Consider the following 19,923-nt stretch of genomic DNA (forward strand, 5'->3'; position numbering starts at 1 on the left):
TGCGAGGCGGACACGCCACCCCGCCCACCGCCAGACGCGCTCAGCCGATGGCTGCGCGCAGCTCGGCCGCGGCCGCTCCGACATCCGGCGCACTGTAGATCGCGCTTCCGGCGACGGCGATCTGCGCCCCCGACTTCTGGACCGAACCGATGCTCGCGGCGTTCACTCCGCCCGCGACCGAGAACGGCACACCGGATGCTTCGCCGTCGCGCAGCAGCGTGTCGAACGTGAAGCCTTCCTCGGCCTGCTCGTCGAGGCCGGCGTGCATCTCGACGAACTCGGCGCCGAGCTCGACGACCTCCTTCGCCCGTGCGGGCTTGTCCTTGACGCCGATCAGGTCGACGACGATCCCCTTGCCGTGCGCCTTCGCCGCCTTGACCGCTCCCGCGATGGTGCTGTCGCCCGCGGTGCCGAGCACCGTGACGAGGTCTGCGCCGGCCGTGAAGGCGATGTCGGCCTCGAGCTCACCGGCATCCATGGTCTTCAGGTCGGCGAAGACGATCTTGTCGGGGTGCGCCTTCTTGATCGCGGTCACCGCGCTGAGGCCGGCGCTCTTGATCAGCGGCGTCCCCAGTTCAAGGATGTCGACGTGCGGGGCGGCTGCCTCGGCGAGCGCGAGCGCGGCCTCGGTCGTCAGGGTGTCCATTGCGAACTGCAGCTTCATGGTGTTCCTTTCCTTACTGCGGGTGAGTATGTGGGGGCTTCGGTCATTCGAGGTTCGAGTGACGCGGCCAGAGGTCGTCCGCGTCCTGTCCGCTTCGGGCCCAGAGAGCGTGGAAAAGGGCGTCGCCGATGAGGACGACCGCCTGCTCGAAGAGACTGCCGGCGTACTGCGCGGAGGCGGCTCCCGAACGATCGAGCTTGCCTGCTGCGGGAACGACGACGGTCGCTGAGCCCGACAGCTCCGCCAGAGGCGACGTGGCGTCCGTCGTGATGGCCACGACCTTCGCTCCGACGCTCACGGCGGTCTCAGCCGCACGGACGATGCCGGATGTCGTGCCCGAACCGCTCGCGACCACGAGGAGGTCATCCCGAGCGATCGCCGGCGTCGTGGTCTCGCCCACGACATGCACCTCCAGACCGAGGTGCATGAGCCTCATCGCGGTCATCCGCAGCGCCAGCCCGGAGCGCCCCGCTCCGAGCACGAACACTCGCGGGGCTTCCGCCACCAGGTCGGACACGCGCGCGAGCGCCACCGGATCGGTGCGGATCACCGAGTCGAGTACCGCGCCGACCTCATTCGCCACGAGCCCCAGAGAATGCCCGAGGCCGACCTCCATCACGTCCATGTGTCCATCGTGCGCCGAAGCGGCGAGGCGTGCCCCCGCCCGCCGGCACGGTTCGACCTACCCGAAAGGATGGGTGGTGCATGATGGGTAGGTGAGTGCGAACGAGGCAGTACCGGAAGTCGACTCCCCCGCCCTGCGGCGAGCGCATCAGGACGGCGCGCGGGCGATCTCGGAGCTGGCCGATCGCCACGCGGTGGCCCTCGAGTCGCTGCTCGCGATCCTGCGCTCCGACCGACTCGATGACCGTGCGGCGCGCAATCTCGCGATCGAGTCGGCGGCGAACGCGCTCGTGCAGCTGCGGGTCGCCAGCGATCGCCAGAAGGAGGCGGTGTTGGAGCCCGTCGTCGGTGCCTTCGCACGATTGCAGTCGGACCTGCGCCCCCTCGAGCGGTTCGGGAACCTCGACGTGCAGTTCATCGAGCCGCCCGCGACCGGCCGCGCTCTGCCGAGCGAGGTCGCCCACGCCGCTCGCGCGATCGTGCGCAACTCCGTGCTCGCGATCGTCGATGACACGACCGCGCGCCGCGTGCGCATCCAGTGGGACTGCGACGGTCTGAACCTGCTGATCGGCATCAGGGACGACGGGCGCGGTGAGCTCTCGGTCAGCGACGACGCGTTGCGTCCCGCCGCCGAGAGCGTGGTCGCGTTGAACGGTGATCTCGCGGTGTCGTCGACGGAGGGATGGGGGTCGGCGATCGACATCCGCCTCCCCCTCGATCCTCCCGCCGCGCCGGAGCCGCTCACCGAGGTCACCGAATTGTCGGCACGAGAGCGAGAGGTGCTTCGTCTCGTCGTCGCCGGCTCACGTAACCGAGAGATCGCGTCGACGCTCGGGATCAGCGACAACACGGTCAAGTTCCACGTGTCGAACCTGCTTCGCAAGACCGGATGCCGGACTCGCGGAGAGTTGGCGTCACTCGCCCGATAGTCCCGCTGCACCCCGCGTGCCGGGCAGCGAGACCGGGGTCAGATCGAGGGATCCCCTCCCGGATCCGGAGCGGCGCCCGCCACTTGCGAGTCCGTGTTCGCCTCGTCGTCGTTCCGGCCTCGCGCCCCTGCCCCTGCTCCTGCCCCGAGGGAGATCGTCGACAGAAGACCGACGGCGAGGAATCCGGCAGCCGTCCACGCGGCGAAGCGCGTGCCGTCTGAGAATGCCTCCTTCGCGTCGTCAGCGATGGCTGCGGTCTCGGGGTTCGCCTCGAGCCCGCTGATCGCTCCGCCCGCACTGTCGACGACGGACGACACGATCTGGTCGCGCTGATCCGCGGACAGCCCTCGGTCGTCGAGGGACGAGGCGAGGATGCCTGCGGTGGTGGTGAACAGCACGGTTCCGAGCACGGCCACACCGAGGGCCGCACCGAGCTGGCGTGACGTCGACTGGGTTCCGGATGCGGCGCCGCTGTCGGCGACCGGCACATCGGCGAGCACGACTCCTGTCAGTTGGGCCGTGGCGAGTCCCACACCGAGTCCGTAGACGAACAGGAACGGGATGAGCGGCACCCACGAGGCATCCGGAGCGATGACGAAGCCGACGCCGGCGACGCCGATGATCTCAGCGACCAGCCCTGCACGCACGACCCAGACCGGCGCGATCTTTCCGCTCGCCGCTCCCGCGGCTCCGCTGGCGACGAACGATCCGACGGCGAGGGCGAGCAGCAGCAGCCCCGTGTGCAGCGCGTCGAATCCGAGCACGAACTGCAACCAGAGCGGCAGCGCGAGGATGATCCCGAACTCTCCGAGCGACACGACGGTCGCCGCGATGTTGCCGTTGCGGAACGAGGGGATCGCGAACAGACGCAGGGCCAGCAGCGTCGACTTGCCCTGACGCTGACGGTGGATTCCCCAACCGATGAAGGCGATGAGCGAGATGAGGGCGACCCCGAAGGCGAACGGGATGGGCGACAGGTCGAGCGGCCACGACCATTCGCCGATCTCTGAGCGCTGATCCACGAGCCACCACCCGTAGGTGCGGCCCTCGATCAGACCGAACACGAGGCTTCCCATCGTGAGCACCGACAGGAGCGCTCCGACGACGTCGATCTTCGAGACACGATCGCTACGCGACTCGGCGACTGTGAGCAGAACGCCGACGACGATGATGATCCCGAGCGGGATGTTGATCCCGAATGCCCAGCGCCACGAGAAGGCGGTCGTCAGCCATCCGCCGAGCAGCGGGCCGACGGCGGCCATGCCACCGATCGTCGAGCCCCACACCGCGAAGGCGATGCCGCGTTCGCGACCACGGAACGTCGCGTTGATGATCGACAGCGTCGTGGGCAGGATCATCGCTCCGCCGACGCCCTGCGCGAGGCGGGCGAGGATCAGCATCCCACCGTCGGGGGCGAAGGCCGCTAGCACGGATGACGCCGCGAAGACCACCACTCCGATGAGCATCACCCGGCGACGGCCGAAGCGGTCCGCGAGACTGCCGAACACGAGGAGCAGCGCGGCGAAGACCAGCGTGTAGGCCTCCTGCACCCACTGCACCTCGGTCGACGTGATGCCCAGGTCGTCGACGATCGCCGGGATCGCCACGTTGACGATCGTCGAGTCGACGATGATCAGCGAGACGGCGATGCTGATGAAGACGAGCCCTACCCACCGCAGCCGAAAGTATCGTTCCATGACTACTAGCTTAGCTAGCAAAGAGACGGGCTGGGGGAATTCTCGAGATCAGAGGTCGCGAGAGGGAGTGTCGAAGATCCGGCGGACGCCGCCCCGAGCCAGCATCAGCACGATGATCAGCGCCGTCACCTGGAAGAAGCCGCCCAGATACACGGCGTCGCCGAACACCGCGTCGACGAGCTCGAGCACGAGGAACTTGCTGCCGGGGAGCACGAGCAGGAGCGCAGCGACGTTCACCACTCGGATCCAGGGAGAGCGTGCACCCCGGATACGAGTGACGATGCGCTTCTTGATCAGGAGGACCACTTCGAGCACCAGCTTGAGCAGGATCGCCGTGAGCAGCGCGAGCAGGAACGATTCGGAGATGACCTCGGGAAAGAGCTGCGTGAAGGCCCCCAGCACGACGAGGTAGACGAACACGTCGACGAGATCGACCGGGCGCACCTTCATGGTCGGAGCCTAGTGCGAGACGACGCTCTCGCGATTAGATTGTGCACAATCTAATCGCGTGCAATACTTAAGTCATGGCCGTGACCGACGAGATGGTGTGCTTCTCCCTGTACTCCGCCGCCCGCGCGACGACGCAGGCATACCGCTCCCTCCTCGCACCGTGGGGATTGACCTATCCCCAATACCTGGTGCTCGCGATCCTCTGGATGGAGGGCGAGCAGACGATCGGCTCGCTCGGAGACGCCATGCAGCTCGACTCGGGCACGCTCTCCCCCCTCGTCCGGCGCCTCGAGCAGGCGGGCTACGTCGCACGCGCCCGAAGCTCTGCCGACGAGCGGGTCGTCACCGTGGGGCTGACCGAAGCCGGCACGGCGCTGCGCTCCGAGGTCGCGCCGGTCCACACCGCGATCGCCGCTCTCGCCGGCATGCAGGACGACGATCAGCGCCACCGACTGATCGCCGAGCTCCACGAGCTCACTTCGCGACTGCAGAACTCGGCAGTCGCCCCCGAATCCACCGCGCGCGCACCTCGCGCCGACTGAACCCAACCCTGGAAGGAATCCACACGATGGACGCTCTCTACACCGCCGAAGCACTCGCCACCGGAGCCGGCCGAAACGGCCGCGTCGCCACGAGCGAAGGGCGACTCGACATCGACCTCGCCATCCCGAAGGAGATGGGCGGAAGCGGCGACGGAGCGAACCCCGAGCAGCTGTTCGCCGCCGGCTACGCCGCGTGCTTCCACTCCGCCCTGCAGACCGTGGCCCGCACGCAGAAGGTGAAGATCACCGACTCTTCGGTCGGCGCTCGCGTGCAGATCGGCTCGAACGGCGAGGGCGGCTTCGGTCTCGCCGTGCAGCTCGAGGTCGTCATCCCCGACCTGCCGCACGACCAGGCTCAGGCACTCGCCGACGCCGCACACCAGGTGTGCCCCTACTCCAACGCGACCCGGGGCAACATCGACGTCCAGATCACCGTCACCGACGACTGATCCAGACCCGCATCCACCCCATTCATCCCACAAGGAGAACATCATGCGCGCCCTCACCCACGACACCTTCGGCGAACCCGAACAGGTCCTGACCGTCTCCGAACGCCCCACCCCCGAGCCCGGCCCGGGTCAGGTCCGGCTGAAGATCGTGCTGTCACCGATCCACAACCACGACCTGTGGACCATCCGCGGCACCTACGGGTTCAAGCCCGAGCTGCCTGCGGCATCGGGCACCGAGGCGCTCGGCGTCGTGGATGCGCTGGGCGAGGGCGTCGAGAACCTCACCGTCGGCCAGCGCGTCGCCACGGGCGGCACGTTCGGCGCCTGGGCCGAGTACGTGGTCGCGAATGCCGCAGGACTCATCCCGGTACCCGAGTCGCTCAGCGACGAGAGCGCCGCACAGCTGGTGTCGATGCCGTTCAGCACCATCAGCCTGCTGCAGTTCCTGGGAGCCGAGAAGGGCGACTGGATCGTCCAGAACGCGGCGAACGGCGCCGTCGGACGGATGCTCGCGCAGCTCGGTGCCGCGCGTGGCGTGAACGTCCTCGGCCTGGTTCGTCGCGCCGCCGGAGTCGACGAGCTCCGGGAGCAGGGCATCGAGAACGTCGTGTCGACCGACCAGGACGACTGGCGCGACCAGGTCGCGAAGCTCACCGGCGGCGCCCATGTCGCGTTCGGCATCGACTCGGTCGGCGGTTCGTCGGCCGGCGACGTGCTGTCTCTCCTCGGCGAGGGAGGAACGCTCGTCGCCTTCGGCGCGATGAACTCCCCCACCATGGAGATCGCATCGGGCGATGTGATCTTCAAGCAGGCCACGGTCAAGGGCTTCTGGGGCAGCAAGGTCATCCAGACGATGGATGCCGCCACACGCGGCGCCCTGTTCGGAGAGCTCATCCAGCGGGTCACCGAGGGTACGCTCACGCTTCCCGTCGCGGGTATCTTCGACGCGGCCGACGTGGCCGACGCGGTTCGCGCCAGCAACACCGCCGGACGCGTGGGCAAGGTTCTGCTGACGTTCTGACCCCAATGAGGCGCAGGGCGTCGAGCATTACTTGACAGCGGCAATTAATGCCGCCTACGCTGACGGTGACATCGAGATCGATCGAACACACCGGAGTGCGATGACCGACACACTGCGCCTCAGCTGGGATGCCCCCGCGACACTGTGGGAGGAGGCGACCCCTCTCGGCAACGGCCGCATCGGCGCGATGGCGTTCGGCGGACCGAGCGGCCGATATCAGCTCAACGATTCGACGCTGTGGTCCGGCACCCCCGACGGGCCGGCCAGAGCGCTGGAGAACGTGCGCTCCCGCGGCGCGGGCCCCGCTCGCCTCACGGAGGTGCGCGCTGCGCTCGGCTCGGGCGACGTACGGCTCGCGGAAGAGCTCCTGATGGCCTTCGAGGGTCCGTACTCGCAGGAGTTCCTTCCGCTCGCAGATCTGCACCTGCGAGTCGAGGGCGCCGAGACCGATCCTGACGCCCCCGCGAGAGTCCTCGACCTCGATGACGCGGCTCTGACCGAGACCCTCCGCATCCCCGGTGGTCGCCTTACTCGCCGCTCGTGGGTGTCCGCGCCCGCGCAGGCGCTGATCGTCGATCTCGTCGCTGATGTCGAGTTCGACACCACGATCGAGCTGTCCACTCCCCTGCGCGGTCGAGTCGTCGACTCCGCCGGCGCTCTGATCCTCGACGTGCAGGCCCCTGTCGACGGAGCGCCACTGCACGAGGAGTCGGTCGTTCCCCCGCTGCGCTATGCGGAGGACGACACGGAGTTCGACGCCTACGCTGCCGCAGCGGTCGTCGTGAACTCGGACGGCGAGGTACGACACTCCGACGGTCGCATCGTCGTCCGCAAGGCCCGTCGCCTGCTGATCGCCCTGTCCACATCGTCGCGCGCCGGGTCGTGGTGGGCCGACGCCGACGGGGATTGGCGGACCGCCTCACGAGAGGCGATCCGGGATCGCGCACGAGAGAGGGCGGGTGCCGCGGCTCAGCGCGACACCCACGACCTCCTCGCCGAGCACGTCGCCGATCGGCGACGCGTCACCCGCGCGCGATTCGCGATCGGCAGTCGACGTGAGGGCACCTGGAGCGTCGACCGAGATGTGCTCCACGGATCCGATCCGCAGCTGCGCGCGACGGTCGCCGCCGAGTACGGCATGTACCTGCTCGCATCGAGCTCGCGCGCGGGCAGCCCCGCCGCGAACCTGCAGGGCATCTGGAACGACCAGTTGCAGCCGGCATGGTCGTCGAACTACACGATCAACATCAACACCGAGATGAACTACTGGGCCGCGCCGCTTCTGCTCGCCCCAGACGCGCTCGAACCGCTGCTCGCCCTCGTCGAGCGCCTCGCGAGCACCGGCACCGCCACCGCTCGAGAGCTCTATGGCGCGCGCGGATGGGTCGCGCATCACAACAGCGACGTCTGGGGCTGGAGTCTTCCGGTCGGCGGCGGCCACGGAGCCGCGAGCTGGGCGATCTGGATGATGGGCGGCGTCTGGCTCACGCACAACCTGTGGGACGCGTACGAATTCGGTGGGGACCGAGACCTCCTGCGCGAGCGGATCTGGCCCGTCATGCGCGGAGCCGTGGAGTTCTGCCTCGACTGGCTCGTCGCGGATGCCGACGGCGCACTCCTTACGTCTCCCTCCACCGCACCGGAGAACTCCTACGTCGCCGCCGACGGTCGGCCCACCGCCCTCGGTCTGACCGCGACGTCAGACCTCAGCCTCATCGGCGCCCTCTTCGAGCGCGCGCTCATCGCGATCGCCGACCTCGAGCTCGACGACGCACTGGAGGCCGAGGTGCGCGAGGCACTGGCGGCGCTGACTCCGCTGCGGATCGGCTCGGACGGCAGACTGCTGGAGTGGTCGGCCGAGGTGGAGGAGCACGAACCGCTCCACCGCCACCTCTCCCCCGTCGTCGGCCTGTATCCCCTCGACACCGTGACCCCCGAGCGCAGCCCCGAGCTGTTCGACGGAGCAGTCCGTCTGATCGACGCACGGGGACCCGGTGCCATGGGCTGGTCCTGGGCCTGGAAGGTCGCCCTCCGCGCGCGCGCCCGTCAGGGCGAGGTCGCGGCATCGCTCCTCGAAGAGGCACTGACGCCGTTCGACGGCGACGCCACACGCCACGGCCCGGTCGACGGCTCGGAATGGGGAGGCCTCCTCCCCAACCTGTTCAGCACGCATCCGCCCTTCCAGATCGACGGAAACCTGGGCTTCCCCGCCGCGATCGCCGAGATGCTCGTGCAGAGCCACGGCGGCCTCGTACATCTGCTTCCCGCACTCCCCGACTCGTGGGTCCGCGGCGACGCGCAGGGCATCGCGGTGCGCCCCGGCCTCGTCCTCGATCTCACGTGGAGCGATGGGCGGGTGACAGGCGCGACCCTGCACAATCCTGGCTCCGAGCGTCGGACGGTGATCGTCAGGATCGCAGACCGCGAGACCTCGGTCGACGTGGCGGCCGGCGCGACCGTCGATGTCGCGCTGCCGTCCACCGCAGGTTCGGCCGCTCTGCCGCAGGAGGGACGCAGTGCACGGTGATCTCCGCGCCGTCGATGCGGCGACCACGCAGACCGAACCCGACGACTTCGACGCGTTCTGGGCCGAGACGATCGCTGAGACGAGAAGCTTTCCCCTCGATCTCACCGTCACACCGCATGCCACCCGACTCACCCAGATCGACGTCTTCGACGTCTCGTTCCGCGGGTTCGGCGGCACCCCGATCCGGGCGTGGCTCCGCATCCCCCACGGCGTCACCGAGCCCCTGCCTGGACTCGTGCAGTTCTTCGGCTACGGCAACGGCAGAGGGCACGCGCTGCGGGACCTGCGGTGGGCGTCCGCCGGCTACGCGCATCTCGTCGTCGACGCACGCGGACAGGGACACGGCGACACCGACGACGACCACGCCGATGGCGGTCCGTCCGCGGGAGGCTTCCTCACCCGAGGAATCCGCTCGCCGCAGGAGTACTACTACCGTCGCGTCTACGCCGACGCGGTGCGCGCCGTCGACGCGCTGCGCAGCATCGACGGCGTCGATCCCGTTCGCGTCGGCACGGTCGGCGCCAGCCAGGGAGGCGGTATCGCCCTCGCGATCGCCGGGCTCGTGCCCGACATCGCGGTCGCGATCGTGCAGGCGCCCTTCCTCTGCGAGCTCGACCGGGCGGCGACGCTCAGCACCGAGCATCCCTACTCGCTCCTCACGCAGTACTTCGCCGACCGGCGTGGCGACACCGCCGTGGCGCTCGACACGCTGCGCTACTTCGACGGCATCAATCACGCCAAGCGGGGCACCGCCCCTGCGCTGTTGAGCACCGGCCTGCTCGACGGCATCGCACCGCCGGAGACGGTGCTCCCGGCCTTCACGGCATACGGCGGCGAGAAGACGGTGGTGATCTGGCCCTACAACGGACATGAGGCCGGGGGCGATCTCGACGAGGAGAACGCGCTCGAGTTCGCGGCCGCGCACCTCGCGGCAGGCGCTCCGACGCGCACCGCAGCGAGTTCGCTACGATAGCCGACACGACCCGAAGGACCTGATGGACCACGACACCGCCTCGCGCACCACCCTCATCCGCTCGGCGTCCGACGCCGGGTCGAGGGTCTTCGAGACGATCCTGACGCGCAGCCCCATCAGCCGCATCGACATCGCGAGGCAGACGGGTCTGTCTCAGGCAGCGGTCACCAAGGCGGTCGCTCCGCTCGTGGCGGCGGGGCTGGTCGACGCACCTCCCGCCTCGCATCGCGACGGCACCCCGGGCCGCCCGGTGAGTCCGGTGTCGATCGTCCTCGAGTCGATGGTGATGCTCGGCGTCAAGGTGAACGTCGACGAGGTCATCGCTGTCGCCACCGACCTCGCGACCACCGTGCTCACGAGCACGAGGCGGGCTCTGCCTGCCGACGATCCGCACTCCGTGATCGATGCCATCAGCGATGTCGTCGCCGAGCTCGAGCAGAACCTCGGCCTCGGCGCATCCGCGATCGCCGGCATCGGCGTCTCGGTGTCGGGCGACGTCGACAGCTCCACGGGAGTCGTGCGCGAATCGAACATCATGGGGTGGGCCGACGTCCCCCTCGGGGATCTGCTGCAGTCGCGATTCGCCTGGCCGGTGACCATCGAGAACGACGTACACGCCCTCACGATCGGCGAGCACTGGTTCGGCATCGGCCTCGGCACCGCCTCATTCGCGATCGTGACGATCGGTCGGGGCATCGGCAGCGGCCTGCACCTCAACGGCGAGGTCGTGAGCGGCGCCTTCGGCGTCTCGGGCGAGATCGGCCATCTGCCCCTCGCCGACCCTGCTCTGGTCTGCCCCTGCGGCCGGCGCGGATGCGTCGAGGCCGCGGCGTCGACCGGAGCGATCGAAGCGGCGGTCTCGGCGGCGCTCGGTAGGCCCGTCGCGATCGACGAGGCCGTGGCGCTCGCGCACGCGGGTGATCCCAAGGCCGAATCGGCTTTCCGCGAAGCCGCCCGCCTGATCGGCACGGCGATCGCGACTCTCGTGAATCTGACCGGACCAGAGCTCGTGATCATCGGCGGAGAGGGGGTGTCCGACTTCGATCTCTTCGAGAAGACGCTGCATGACGCGTTCGAGAACCACGCGTTCGGGGCTGCCGTGCGCTGTCGAATCGTGACCCGCCCCCACACGTTCGAGGACTGGGCACGCGGCGCCGCCGCCACCGCCATCCAGTCGCTCGTGCGCTGAGGCCCCACGACACAGACTCCGAGAGAGGCGGATGCCGCACGGCATCCGCCTCTCTGCATGCTCGCCGCGGGTTCTGCGCCGGGCACCTGTCATCCGAGACGCAGAGATGCGCGGGGCGTATCCGCCCCGCGCATCCTGTGTCCGTCGCTCAGAGCGCGTCGTACAGAGCCTGCTGCAGTTCGAGGTAGCGAGAGAGCCCGAGGCCCTCGAGATCGGCGGCGTAGGCATCCCACGTCGCGTCGTCATCGATGTCGCGCTGACCGGTCACGAACTCCGCCTGCGCCTGCGTGATGTAGGTCGCGATGTTCGTCTGCAGCTCGGCGAGCTCCGCCGAGGTGTCGGGGTCGGGCCACAGCTTCTCGACGGGGAAGAGCATGCTCTCGTCGGGAGCGTAGGGCTCGTACTCCTGTGACGCGTTGAGCAGTCGACGCTCATACCCGTCGGGCGAGTACACGTCCTCCGGCACGACCTGCGAGTTGCGGTACTCGAGCGAGTCCCAGTACTGACCCATCGAGCGCCACGAGGCGTTCGACGTCTCGTCGTAGGTGAGCGGCTTGAACGTGGGGTCGAGCTCGGGGTCGAGCGCGACGTCGCCGTCGACGGCCGGCACCCACGCCTCGCCCTCCGGGCCCATGGCGCCGAGACGATCGCCCTCTTCCGTCACGAGGTAGTCGATGACCTTGATGGCCTGGATGCGCTCCTCCTCGGTCGACTTGTTCGTCAGCGCGAACATGCCCAGCGGGCTGACCGGCGAGCGGTAGGTGGCGAACTGCGTGCCGTCGGGCCCCTTGACCGGGGGCACCGCGTCGTAGTGCGTGTCGCGGCCGTCAGGAGAGTCGGCGGTCACGATCTCGTACGGATGCAGAACAGCCGCGGCACCGAGGATCTCACCGTCGGCGTTGTCGCCGAGGGCCCGCAGCGCCTCCCCGTTCTGAGTGAACGACGCGGTGTCGATGAGGCCCTCATCGGCGAGGGACGAGATGTACTGCAGCCCGGCACGCCATCCGTCGGTCGTCGCCGACAGAGTGACCTTGTCGCCGTCGAGCACCATGGGCGGCGGGCTCGAGGGCGAGCCGTACGGCGCGTAGGTGAACGCGTTCATGAAGTAGTTGATGACGGGCTCCGAGGCCGAGGCGCTCAACGCCACCTCATCGGGGCGGCCGTTGCCGTTGGGATCGTCGTTCTTGAAGGCGCGCAGCACCTCGCGCAGCTCTTCCGTGGTCGTCGGCTGCTCGAGCCCGAGCTTGTCGAGCCAGGTCGTGTTCATCCAGAGCTTCGACGGATAGCTGCAGTGGTAGCACTCCGTCCACTGGGTGATCGCGTAGATGTGCCCGTCGGGGGCGGTGACCGACTGCTCCCAGTCGGGCTTCTCCTCGAACCGCTCCTTCAGGTTCGGCGCGTATTCGTCGATGAGATCCTCGAGAGGCAGGAGCACTCCCTGCTGCCCGTACTTCAGGATCTCGCTCCGTGAGAAGGCATCGACCCACGGCACGAGGAAGTACGCGTCGGGGTAGTCGCCGCTGGCGAGCGACACCTGTCGCTTCTCGCCCGCGACGCTGCCGTCATAGGTGGTCGTCTGCCAGTCGAAGTCGATGTCGAACTTCTTCTCGAGCAGCTGGGTGAACTCGTTCTCGGCGAGCGAGCCGTTGTCACCCTGCGGCCCGAAGGCGATCAGCTGTCCGTTGTCGTCGCTGGGCGGCGTGCAGGCGGCGAGCGCCAGCCCCGTCGTGACGACCGTGACCGCGGCGATCGCGCCTCGTGTGATGCGTTTCTTCATTCCGGAATCTCCTTTGACCGGTTGAGGGGGGTAGTGATGCGGATGGGTGTGGACGTGTGGGGTCTCGGAGGCGGATCAGCCCTTGACGGCGCCGACCATGATCCCCTTGTTGAAGTACTTCGCGACGAAGGGATAGGCGACGAGCATCGGCACCGTGGCGATCACGACGGTCGAGTACCGCAGCAGATCCGCCAGCTCGCGGCGCCGCAGCTGCTCGGCGACGTCGCCGCCACCGCCCGAGTCGTTCAGGATCAGCAGGCCTCGCAACACGAGCTGGAGCGGCTGCAGGTCGGCGTTGCGCAGGTAGAGCAGCGCGTCGAAGTACGAGTTCCACTGCATGATCGCGTACATCAGGGCGATCACCGCGAGCAGCGGCTTCGCGAGCGGCACGACGATCGTCCAGAGGATGCGCAGTTCGGACGCGCCGTCGAGCTGGGCAGCCTCGTACACCTCGTCGGGTACGGACGATCGGAAGTAGACGATCGCGATGATCACCTGCCAGACGCCGATCGCGTTCGGCAGCAGCATCGACCACCGGGTGTCGAGCAGCCCGAGTGACTGCACCACGAGGTACATCGGGATGACGCCGCCGCTGAACAGCATCGTGAAGACGACCCCACCCGTGATGACCTTGCGTCCGAACAGCTGAGCCCGTGAGAGGGGGTAGGCGATCGCGACCGTGCCGAGCACGCTGATGAGGGTGCCGACGACCGTGTAGAAGAGCGAGTTGCCGAACCCGCGGAGGATCGCGGGGTTGGCCAGAGCCTCGGCATAGCCGCGGAAGGTGAAGTCCACCGGCCAGAAGAGCACCCGTCCCGACGACACGGCCTGCGGACTCGAGAACGAGCTGGCGACGATGTTGAGCAGCGGCAGCAGCACCACGAGCAGGAAGACGGAGAGCAGGATGTAGGCCGCGACGATGAAGACCCGGTCGGTCTTCGTCTCCTTGACCTTGACGCCTCGCAGGAGCGGGTCCCGCTTGGGTCGACGCGACCGGCCCCTCGCGATGTCGCTCTCCTGGGTGAGGAGGGCCTCGGTATCGATCGTGGTCACCACAGTCCGTTTCCCGTCACTCGTTTGGACACGGTGTTCACCACGAGCAGCAGCACGAGGCTGATCACGGCGTTGAAGAGTCCGATGGTCGCTCCGAGGCTGAAGTTCGCGTTGAGGATGCCCGTCTTGTACACGTACGTCGGGATGATCTCGGATGTCGAGAGGTTCAGAGCGTTCTGCAGGAGGAAGGCCTTCTCGAATCCGATGGCCATGATGTTGCCGACCCCGAGGATGAGGATGATCGACGCGGTCGGCAGCAGCGCGGGGATGTCCACGTTCCAGATCTTCTGCAGCCGGGAGGCGCCGTCGATCTTCGCGGCCTCGTAGAGCGAGGTGTCGACCGAGGCGAGGGCCGCGAGATAGATCACGGCGGAGTATCCGGTCGTCGTCCAGATGTCCGTCGCGACGTAGATGTGCCGGAAGAAGTCCGCATCGGCCAGCAGGTCGACCTGGCCGGCACCGAAGAAGCTGAGCGTCCGGCCGAGCAGACCGACGCGCGGCGACAGCAGCAGGATCGTCATGGAGACGACGACGACCGTCGAGATGAAGTACGGCGCGTAGGTCACGAGCTGCACGGTGCGGGTGAAGAAGCGCAACCGCACCTCGTTCAGCGCGAGCGCGAGGATGATCGGCAGCGGGAAGCTCGCGATCAGGGTGTAGGCGGCGAGGATGAAGGTGTTGCCGACGAGCCGGGGGAAGACCGGGTTGCGGAACAGATTCGCGAAGTTGTCGAATCCGACCCAGGGGCTCCCCCATACCCCGTCGATCGGGTTGTAGTTCTTGAACGCGATGATGGCGTTCGCCATCGGCACGTACCGGAACACGATGAACCAGATCACCGGGATGAGCAGCAGCAGGTACAGCTGCCAGTAGCGGCGCAGGCTGCGCGTGAGCCGGGTTCGGACGGTGGAACGACGCGCGGTGGCGCCGGGGGGCCTCGACGTCGAGACCTCCTCGGAGAGTGCTTGCTCAGCACTGAGCTTCATGATCGCCCTCCTCGGGCAGGGTTACTTTACGTCGTAATAAAATCACGACCTCGGCCAAAAGTAAACGACCGATTTCTCGGAGCCGATTTCAGATCCGCGCTTGCACACCCTTCTCAAACGTGGTTTATTGACGTTGTCAAGTAACTATCCGGAGGGTCTTCATCCCATGACTTCCCGTGCCGACACCGTTGTCGCACTCCGCGCCGCAGGCGTCGCCTTCGTCCTCGAGATCGGTCAGCCGATCCCCCGCATCCTGCACTGGGGCGCCGATCTCGGCGCATCCACGCCGACCACGGCATCCGCGCTCCTGCTGACCGCCGGCCCTGCGCAGCTGAACAACTCCCCCGATGTGCCGCGCACCTTCTCCGCGCTGCCCACCGAGTACGAGGGGTGGTCGGGTACGCCCGCGCTGGCCGGTCACGCTCAGGGTCGTGCGACCACCCCGCGGCCGCGCCTCATCCGTCACGACGTCGAGATCGATGGTGTGCGCGGCGGAGGCAGCATCGAGCTGGAGTTCGAGGACGCACTCGCCGGACTCCGCACGACTCTCCGCTACCGCCTCGACGAGCACGGAGTCCTGGCCGTCGACACCTCCGTCGTACGAGACGCGCGCCTCAGCCTCCGGCTCGGATCGACCCCCTACACGGTGGACTCCGTGCTCGCACTGATCCCGCTGCCGGAGCGCGCGACGGAGATCCTCGACTTCACCGGCAAATGGTGCCGCGAGCGCTCCCCGCAGCGGACGCCGTTCGGATTCGGGACCCACCTGCGCGCGGCTCACCGCGGCAAGCCCGGCCACGACTCCCCGTTCCTGCTCGCCGCAGGCACCGCAGGATTCGGGTTCGGTCATGGCGAGGTGTGGGCCGTCCACCTGGCGTGGAGTGGAGAGCAGCGCTACCTCGCCGAACGCCTCACCGAAGGTGCAGGCGCGTTCAGCTCGATCATCGGCGCCGGAGACGAGCTGCACCCGGGCGAGATCATCCTCGAAGACGGCGACCGCTACGACTCACCGACCGCGCTCTTCATCTGGTCGGATCACGGTCTCGACGCGATCAGCGACCGGCTGCACCGACGGCTGCGCTCGCGGGCGTCGCACCCGCGCTCCCCTCGACCCCTCGTGCTCAACACGTGGGAGGCCGTCTACTTCGATCATGACCTTGCACGCCTCACCGCACTGGTCGAGCGCGCCGCCGCGGTGGGCGCCGAGCGCATCGTGCTGGACGACGGCTGGTTCCGCGGTCGCCGTGAAGCGGATGCCGGACTCGGCGACTGGTACGTCGACGAGGGCGTGTGGCCGCAGGGGCTCGCCCCCCTGGTCGACATCGTGCGCGCCCACGGAATGGAGTTCGGCCTCTGGTTCGAACCCGAGATGATCAATCTCGACTCCGACCTCGCCCGCGCGCACCCCGACTGGGTCCTCGGCCCCGCCGAGGGGTTGGGCCCCGAATCGAGGTCGCAGCACGTCCTCGACATCGCCCGCCCCGAGGCCTACGAGTACCTGCTCGAACGGATCGACGCCCTCGTCAGCGAGCATTCGATCGACTACCTGAAATGGGACCACAATCGCGACCTGCTCGAGGCTGTGAGTCGAGGGACGGATGGCGACCGCCCGAGCGTGCACCGGCAGACTCAGGCGCTGTACCGGCTGCTCGACGAACTCCGCCTGCGGCACCCGGCGCTCGAGATCGAGACGTGCTCGGGCGGCGGCGGCCGCATCGATCTGGGCATCCTCGATCGCACCGACCGCGTGTGGGCGTCGGACTGCAACGACCCCGTCGAACGGATCCAGATCGAACGCTGGACCCGCAGCCTCGTTCCGCCGGAGCTGATCGGCTCGCACCTGGGCGCCGCCCGGTCGCACACGACCGCCCGGACGACAGATCTGTCGTTCCGTTTGATCGCGGCTCTGACGGCGCACGCCGGGATCGAGCAGGATCTCACCGCGGTCGACGACGCAGAGCTCGCCGTGATCGCCCGCTGGGCCGGCCTGTACCGCGAGTTCCGCGGACTGCTGCACAGCGGGCGGGTCGTCAATGCCGATCTCTCGGACCAGACGACAGCACTCGCCGGGGTCGTGGCGCACGACGGCTCCGAAGCACTGTTCACCTGGAGCCGGTTCGCGACCTCCGCCGCCGGGCAGTCCGGACGCGTGCGGTTCCCCGGGCTCGACACCGAAGCGGTGTACAGCGTCAGGATCCGTGAAGACCTCGGTGCTGCGAGTCGCCACCAGGGCAACGACCCGGCGTGGGTGGCCCATGCGGTGACCGGCTCGATCGAACTTCCGGGGAGCGTGCTGGTCGGTGCGGGACTGCCCCTGCCGACCCTCAACCCCCAGCAGGCGATGCTGATCGAGATCCGGCGCTCCGACACCTGACCCCCTGCTCCCCTTCCCCATCCCACGACAGAGCAGTCGAACGAGAGGAAACCCCATGAAGACCCATCGACAGAGAAGGCGAGCGACCACGGTCACCGCGGCATTCGCCGCGACCGCGCTCGCGCTGACCCTCGCCCCGGGCGCGGGCTGGGCCGCCACCGCGGCGCCGGACCCCGCGGCCACTCCCACGCCGGAGGCATCCCCGACCGAGGCGGCGACACCGCCACCAGCCGCAGACGAGACGCAGACCCCTGCCCCGACCGCGTCCCCGCAGCCCACGCCGACGGCATCGACGTCGCCGGAGGAGGCCCCGCCGGCGAAGGATGCTCGACGCACGGCGGCTCCCGACGACGGCATCTCGGAGCTGTCTGCCGCGCCCTACATGGGCTGGAGCAGCTACAGCATGCAGGTGTACGAGGGCGGGCAGTGGATCACGGCCGACCAGATCATGGCGCAGTCGGACGCCATGCACGACAAGCTGCAGAAGTTCGGCTACGAGTACATCAACATCGACGCCGGCTGGAACGGCGGCCAGGACGAATACGGCCGCCCGATCCCCAGCACGACCCTGTTCCCCGACGGCCTCGACGCCGTCATCGACCACGTGCACGACAACGGGCAGAAGGTCGGCCTCTACCTGATCCCCGGCATGAGCCTGGAGACGGCGCAGAAGGCGCTTCCCATCTACAACGCCCCCGGTTGCACCACCGAGAACCTCCTCAAGCAGCCGCTGCAGCAGGGCGACTACTGGGGCTTCGGATACCGTCTCGACTTCGACAACCCCTGCACGACGAAGTACATCGACTCGATCGCCGATCTGCTCGGCGAATGGGGAGTCGACTTCATCAAGTTCGACAGCGTGACCCCGGGCTCCGGCATCGGCGACCTGTCGATGGACGCACGGGAGGAGGTCGCCGCGTGGTCGCAGGCGCTGAAGCGCAATGACATCTGGTTCGAGCTGTCCTGGGCGGTCGACATCAACTACGCCGACTACTGGAAGCAGTATGCCGACGGCTGGCGCGTCGACTGGGATGTCGAGTGCTACTGCGGCGACGAGGCGCTGACGACGTGGGAGAACGTCGCCCGGCTGTTCCCGCGGCTCTCCGACTGGTGGCGCCACGCGGGCCCTGCCGGCTGGAACGACCTCGACTCGCTCAACGTCGGCAACGGGAAGATGGACGGATTGACCCGTGACGAGCGCCGTACGGCGACCACGCTGTGGGCGACGTCGGCGGCGCCGATGTACCTGGGCAACGACCTCACGAACCTCGACAAGTACGGTCTGGAGCTGATCACGAACCGCGAGGTCATCGCCGTGAACCAGGCCGGTGTGCCGGCACGTCCGGTGTCGACCGCGACGAAGCAGCAGGTCTGGTACGCGCTGAACCCCGACGGCACCTACACCGTGGCCCTGTACAACCTCGGGCGCGCGGATGCCGACATCACGGTCGACTGGTCCGACATCGGGCTCGACGGATCCGCGAAGGTACGCGACCTGTGGGCCGGCAAGAACCTCGGCACCGAGGCCGACGGCTTCACCGCCGGGAGCGTGCCGATCCACGGCGTGCGTCTGCTGAAGGTGACTCCCGAGAAGAAGGCGGTCCTCACGGTCAACGACGACTCGCTTCGCGTCGGGTATGCCGGCGAGTGGGTGCGCAACGACGGCAACGAGGTCCCCACGACCTCGCAGCCGTTCACGGTCGCGGTGTCCGACACCCCCGGTGGCGGAACGCCCACCCCTCCGGCCACCGGTCTGACGGTGACGCTGAACGACAACGACTCCCGGATCGGCTACAGCGGGTCGTGGGGGTACAGCAACAATCGTGGCCTCGGCGACCACGGCGACGACGTGCATTACGTCGAGACCAACGGTGCGGCGTTCGAGTACACGTTCCAGGGAACCGGCATCCAGTACGTCACCGAGAAGCACGAGTCGCAGGGCGAGGTGGAGATCTACCTCGACGGGCAGCTCGTCGACACCGTCGACACGTCGTTGCCTGCCGCCGACGGGCGCCTGTCGCAGCAGGTCGTGTACGGCGTCGCGGATCTGCCGAGCGGAAGCCACACGCTGCGCGTGGTGAAGAAGTCCGGATCGTTCATGCTGCTCGACAAGCTGGTCGTCACGCTCGACAGCCAGCTGAGCACGACATCGGGAGCGTTCAACAAAGCTGCACCCGCCGACATCACGGTCGACGTGCTGCGCGACCCGAGCGAGCTCGCGTCGATCAGCATCGACGGCGAACCGCTCGAGCGTGACGCCGACTACACGCTGTCGGGCACGACGGTGACCCTGAAGTCCTCGTACCTGGCGACGCTCCCGGTCGGTGATGCGACGCTCGACTTCGGCTTCACCGGAGATCACCTCGACGACGTGCACGCGACCGCGAACGACGGCGACTCGGTGTCGTTCACGTTCCGCGGGACGGGCGTCACGTGGGTCGCACCGAAGGGACCCGACCAGGGTGCTGTCGACGTGTACATCGACGGCAAGAAGGTGAAGAGCGTCGACACGCACAGCGACTCGCGCGTCTCGAACCAGGAACTGTTCACGGCCTCCGGCCTGAAGGACAAGGAGCACACGATCAAGATCGTGAAGACCTCAGGAGACGTGCTGCGCACCGACGTCTTCCGGTACACGGTCAAGAAGGTCGGCTGAGCGCTGTCGGGG

General features: G+C 68.1%; 16 protein-coding genes. 9 read left to right on the top strand and 7 right to left on the bottom strand.

The genetic code is table 11. The features are described 5' to 3' along the window. Nucleotides 1-40: 40 nt before the first annotated feature. Nucleotides 41-664 carry a 3-hexulose-6-phosphate synthase gene (gene hxlA / locus ACTJKH_RS05390; protein ID WP_210097629.1) on the bottom strand — a complete coding sequence of 208 codons (624 nt, stop codon included), beginning with the start codon at nucleotides 662-664 and terminating at the stop codon, nucleotides 41-43. A gap of 43 nt (nucleotides 665-707) precedes the next feature. Beyond that, the gene (gene hxlB, locus ACTJKH_RS05395) at nucleotides 708-1,289 is read right to left on the bottom strand and encodes a 6-phospho-3-hexuloisomerase (protein WP_440736036.1); all 582 of its coding nucleotides are present in this window, start codon (nucleotides 1,287-1,289) and stop codon (nucleotides 708-710) included. A gap of 91 nt (nucleotides 1,290-1,380) precedes the next feature. Here hxlB and ACTJKH_RS05400 point away from each other — a divergent pair, with 91 nt between their 5' ends. After that, the gene (locus tag ACTJKH_RS05400; protein WP_210097627.1) at nucleotides 1,381-2,217 is read left to right on the top strand and encodes a helix-turn-helix transcriptional regulator; all 837 of its coding nucleotides are present in this window, start codon (nucleotides 1,381-1,383) and stop codon (nucleotides 2,215-2,217) included. Nucleotides 2,218-2,255: 38 nt separating this feature from the next. On the opposite strand, the gene ACTJKH_RS05405 is transcribed toward ACTJKH_RS05400, so the two are convergent. Together ACTJKH_RS05405 and ACTJKH_RS05410 are read right to left on the bottom strand one after the other, a co-directional pair. Further along, nucleotides 2,256-3,914 (bottom strand): MFS transporter, encoded by a 1,659-nt coding sequence (locus ACTJKH_RS05405; protein ID WP_440736037.1) that lies wholly within the window; start codon nucleotides 3,912-3,914, stop codon nucleotides 2,256-2,258. Nucleotides 3,915-3,962: 48 nt separating this feature from the next. Beyond that, nucleotides 3,963-4,364, bottom strand: a complete 402-nt coding sequence (locus ACTJKH_RS05410) for a hypothetical protein (RefSeq protein ID WP_440736038.1) — start codon at nucleotides 4,362-4,364, stop codon at nucleotides 3,963-3,965. 74 nt (nucleotides 4,365-4,438) lie between these two features. Here ACTJKH_RS05410 and ACTJKH_RS05415 point away from each other — a divergent pair, with 74 nt between their 5' ends. The 6 genes from ACTJKH_RS05415 to ACTJKH_RS05440 all read left to right on the top strand — a co-directional run bounded on the left by ACTJKH_RS05415 (nucleotide 4,439) and on the right by ACTJKH_RS05440 (nucleotide 11,065). Continuing rightward, nucleotides 4,439-4,906, top strand: a complete 468-nt coding sequence (locus ACTJKH_RS05415; RefSeq protein ID WP_440736039.1) for a MarR family winged helix-turn-helix transcriptional regulator — start codon at nucleotides 4,439-4,441, stop codon at nucleotides 4,904-4,906. 26 nt (nucleotides 4,907-4,932) lie between these two features. Next, nucleotides 4,933-5,355, top strand: a complete 423-nt coding sequence (locus ACTJKH_RS05420; protein ID WP_440736040.1) for an organic hydroperoxide resistance protein — start codon at nucleotides 4,933-4,935, stop codon at nucleotides 5,353-5,355. A 43-nt stretch (nucleotides 5,356-5,398) separates the two neighbouring features. Then, nucleotides 5,399-6,376: a zinc-binding dehydrogenase gene (locus ACTJKH_RS05425; RefSeq protein ID WP_440736041.1), complete on the top strand. Its 978-nt coding sequence runs from the start codon at nucleotides 5,399-5,401 to the stop codon at nucleotides 6,374-6,376. A gap of 100 nt (nucleotides 6,377-6,476) precedes the next feature. After that, the gene (locus ACTJKH_RS05430; RefSeq protein WP_440736042.1) at nucleotides 6,477-8,903 is read left to right on the top strand and encodes a glycosyl hydrolase family 95 catalytic domain-containing protein; all 2,427 of its coding nucleotides are present in this window, start codon (nucleotides 6,477-6,479) and stop codon (nucleotides 8,901-8,903) included. Next, on the top strand, nucleotides 8,893-9,876 hold the full coding sequence (locus ACTJKH_RS05435) for an acetylxylan esterase (RefSeq protein WP_440736043.1): 984 nt from the start codon (nucleotides 8,893-8,895) through the stop codon (nucleotides 9,874-9,876). Before ACTJKH_RS05430 ends, ACTJKH_RS05435 begins: the two co-directional genes overlap by 11 nt. 22 nt (nucleotides 9,877-9,898) lie before the next feature. Beyond that, nucleotides 9,899-11,065 (top strand): ROK family protein, encoded by a 1,167-nt coding sequence (locus ACTJKH_RS05440; protein WP_440736044.1) that lies wholly within the window; start codon nucleotides 9,899-9,901, stop codon nucleotides 11,063-11,065. Nucleotides 11,066-11,213: 148 nt separating this feature from the next. Here the strand turns inward: ACTJKH_RS05440 and ACTJKH_RS05445 are convergent, their stop codons facing one another. The 3 genes from ACTJKH_RS05445 to ACTJKH_RS05455 all read right to left on the bottom strand — a co-directional run bounded on the left by ACTJKH_RS05445 (nucleotide 11,214) and on the right by ACTJKH_RS05455 (nucleotide 14,881). Continuing rightward, nucleotides 11,214-12,842, bottom strand: a complete 1,629-nt coding sequence (locus tag ACTJKH_RS05445; protein WP_440736045.1) for an extracellular solute-binding protein — start codon at nucleotides 12,840-12,842, stop codon at nucleotides 11,214-11,216. A 75-nt stretch (nucleotides 12,843-12,917) separates the two neighbouring features. Further along, complete coding sequence (locus ACTJKH_RS05450) at nucleotides 12,918-13,895, bottom strand: carbohydrate ABC transporter permease (RefSeq protein WP_440736046.1); 978 nt, start codon at nucleotides 13,893-13,895, stop codon at nucleotides 12,918-12,920. Beyond that, nucleotides 13,892-14,881 (bottom strand): ABC transporter permease, encoded by a 990-nt coding sequence (locus ACTJKH_RS05455; RefSeq protein ID WP_259159634.1) that lies wholly within the window; start codon nucleotides 14,879-14,881, stop codon nucleotides 13,892-13,894. The genes ACTJKH_RS05450 and ACTJKH_RS05455 overlap by 4 nt, the downstream gene beginning before the upstream one ends. 166 nt (nucleotides 14,882-15,047) lie before the next feature. On the opposite strand from ACTJKH_RS05455, the gene ACTJKH_RS05460 reads away from it, so the two are divergent. Both ACTJKH_RS05460 and ACTJKH_RS05465 read left to right on the top strand, forming a co-directional pair. Continuing rightward, nucleotides 15,048-17,255 (top strand): alpha-galactosidase, encoded by a 2,208-nt coding sequence (locus tag ACTJKH_RS05460; protein ID WP_440736047.1) that lies wholly within the window; start codon nucleotides 15,048-15,050, stop codon nucleotides 17,253-17,255. 55 nt (nucleotides 17,256-17,310) lie between these two features. Next, the gene (locus ACTJKH_RS05465) at nucleotides 17,311-19,911 is read left to right on the top strand and encodes a X2-like carbohydrate binding domain-containing protein (RefSeq protein ID WP_440736048.1); all 2,601 of its coding nucleotides are present in this window, start codon (nucleotides 17,311-17,313) and stop codon (nucleotides 19,909-19,911) included. The last annotated feature ends 12 nt before the right edge of the window (nucleotides 19,912-19,923 follow it).

It is taken from the genome of Microbacterium sp. 22215 (genome assembly GCF_052045655.1).
GTDB lineage: Bacteria > Actinomycetota > Actinomycetes > Actinomycetales > Microbacteriaceae > Microbacterium > Microbacterium phyllosphaerae.

Excerpts from the sequence above, each read along its gene's own strand:
- hxlA (WP_210097629.1), bottom strand. The coding sequence starts at position 664 with ATGAAGCTGCAGTTCGCAATGGACACCCTGACGACCGAGGCCGCGCTC.
- ACTJKH_RS05415 (WP_440736039.1), top strand. The coding sequence starts at position 4,439 with ATGGCCGTGACCGACGAGATGGTGTGCTTCTCCCTGTACTCCGCCGCC.
- ACTJKH_RS05465 (WP_440736048.1), top strand. The coding sequence starts at position 17,311 with ATGAAGACCCATCGACAGAGAAGGCGAGCGACCACGGTCACCGCGGCA.
- ACTJKH_RS05460 (WP_440736047.1), top strand. The coding sequence starts at position 15,048 with ATGACTTCCCGTGCCGACACCGTTGTCGCACTCCGCGCCGCAGGCGTC.
- ACTJKH_RS05445 (WP_440736045.1), bottom strand. The coding sequence starts at position 12,842 with ATGAAGAAACGCATCACACGAGGCGCGATCGCCGCGGTCACGGTCGTC.
- ACTJKH_RS05455 (WP_259159634.1), bottom strand. The coding sequence starts at position 14,881 with ATGAAGCTCAGTGCTGAGCAAGCACTCTCCGAGGAGGTCTCGACGTCG.
- ACTJKH_RS05405 (WP_440736037.1), bottom strand. The coding sequence starts at position 3,914 with ATGGAACGATACTTTCGGCTGCGGTGGGTAGGGCTCGTCTTCATCAGC.
- ACTJKH_RS05440 (WP_440736044.1), top strand. The coding sequence starts at position 9,899 with ATGGACCACGACACCGCCTCGCGCACCACCCTCATCCGCTCGGCGTCC.
- ACTJKH_RS05410 (WP_440736038.1), bottom strand. The coding sequence starts at position 4,364 with ATGAAGGTGCGCCCGGTCGATCTCGTCGACGTGTTCGTCTACCTCGTC.
- hxlB (WP_440736036.1), bottom strand. The coding sequence starts at position 1,289 with ATGGACGTGATGGAGGTCGGCCTCGGGCATTCTCTGGGGCTCGTGGCG.
- ACTJKH_RS05430 (WP_440736042.1), top strand. The coding sequence starts at position 6,477 with ATGACCGACACACTGCGCCTCAGCTGGGATGCCCCCGCGACACTGTGG.
- ACTJKH_RS05425 (WP_440736041.1), top strand. The coding sequence starts at position 5,399 with ATGCGCGCCCTCACCCACGACACCTTCGGCGAACCCGAACAGGTCCTG.
- ACTJKH_RS05420 (WP_440736040.1), top strand. The coding sequence starts at position 4,933 with ATGGACGCTCTCTACACCGCCGAAGCACTCGCCACCGGAGCCGGCCGA.